2 pseudogenes are annotated in these 1,746 nt (G+C 61.3%); both read right to left on the bottom strand.

The features are described 5' to 3' along the window. Nucleotides 1-1,342: 1,342 nt before the first annotated feature. Nucleotides 1,343-1,644, bottom strand: a pseudogene (locus tag ABH935_RS50820) (transposase); the annotation flags it as partial. An 18-nt stretch (nt 1,645-1,662) separates the two neighbouring features. Next, nucleotides 1,663-1,746, bottom strand: a pseudogene (locus tag ABH935_RS50815) (transposase); the annotation flags it as partial.

The raw sequence follows: 1,746 nt of genomic DNA, 5'->3' as shown, positions 1-1,746 counted from the left end.
CCGGACCCGCTCAGCTATCTGCCAAGTCTGATACACCCGCCCCATCGGCGGGACTCACCACACTGACGGGGCGAACGTTGCCTGATACGGCACTACATAGTTCCTCAACCTTCTCAGCGAACGCTCGGGACGAGCGCAATACAACCACCACACCGTCAACGCGATCAGTGCTTGCCGCCCGCCGTTCGGGGGCCGCCACCCATGGAGGTTGTGGAACCCTCGACATCACTGAGCGCCTCCGGATGGTGCTCCTCGGACGAATACGAGAGCACGTACTCAACCGGCGAAGACCTCGCCATCCCAGCCGCCAAGAAACCCGCCACACAGGTAGCCAACCCGCTGCCTAACCCCGAACAGAGCAGTCCGACCCCGCAGGAAACCCGGCCGACTGTGTGGGTATTAGCGGCCCACACAGCCGACTGGTCTTCGAGTTCGTCAAGCCGTCAGATCTTCACGCAGTTGTTATCTATGAGGTTATAGTGGCCGGGAGAGGCCAACCCCCATGCCCTCACACACCAAAGGCTGCCGGCTGGGGCACCCTGGTTGATGGGAATCACCCAGCTGCCGCCGGAGAACCACTTCATGTCCGGGCTGTTTCCGATTTCCCCATGCGGCCCGTAGAACTCGAAGTGGCCGGTGAAACTCAAGACGTCGGTGGCGCCGATTGCGGTAGCGGTCGATCCGCACAGTGTGATTCCGACCGCGTCCCATCCGCTGGAGTGGCTTGGGTTCCCGCAGGATGGCGAGCTTGGAGACGACAGCGTGTGCTCTGCGGCGAATGCCGACGCCGGAGCGGTTAGGCTCGCGGCGAGGAAACCTGCGGACAGCATGAGTGCGGCCAGGACTTTTCGAGGAGACAACATTCTTCCTCCATGTAGATGGGGCGAACCATAAACCCGGAAGCGGTGATTTATAGCGACTGCTTCCGTGTGCACCAATTAAAGCGGGACTCAATCTCATACATCTGTCACACGCGTGTCAGGATACTGCTAAGGTGTGGCGGGCTCAGTAATCTCATGGCGCTGTATGGAATGATTTGCCAATCGCAAACCGTGGGTGTCGCTCGCCAATGTTAGGGTGTTGACAGTATGGCCAGTGAGTGAGAGCTCGTCCCGCCGAAGTCTGACCCGGCGTTCCGGACTGACTTCGGGCTCTTAGGAAGATCTGTCGGCTCTGATCGGGACCGGCCGCGTCCGCTGCACGATGGCGTCCACTGGAGTGGTGCAAAAGTTCTCTGATCAGGCGGTCTCCTTGCCTTGTGGAAGCGCTGTCGATTCGGTGATGACGGCGGTGGTGTCGGCGCCCAACAGTTCGGCCATGGAGCTCTTGGACAGGTAGCGGCGGGGAAGACCTGGATGACGTCGGCTCGGCGTTGGACCTCGCGGTTGAGGAGTTCCAGCGGGTTGGTGGACCAGATCTTGGTCCAGTGGCTTCGCGGGAAGGTGGCGTCGGCGGTGATGTCGGTCTCGACGGCGAAGAGCATGTCCTTCTTTGGCGGGAACTGGGCGGCGAGCAGGTCGGCGACCAGGTGCAGTCGGGCTGGGCGAAGATGGAGCGGACGGCGGCGGCGACCATCTCAGCGGAACCAGCCTCGATCTTGGCCATGACATCTCGCACGAAGTGAACGTGACGCCGTTGCCAGGAACGCTAGCTAGTGCCGCATCAGGCAACGTTCGCCCTGGTGACGATCTGACGTAGCCGGGTGTCGTCGGCATGTCGGTTTCGCCAGATGATGTAGCGGCGGAT

It is taken from the genome of Catenulispora sp. GAS73 (assembly GCF_041262085.1).
In the GTDB taxonomy this organism is placed as follows: Bacteria; Actinomycetota; Actinomycetes; order Streptomycetales; family Catenulisporaceae; genus Catenulispora.
This window is presented reverse-complemented; position numbering and strand designations above follow the sequence as displayed.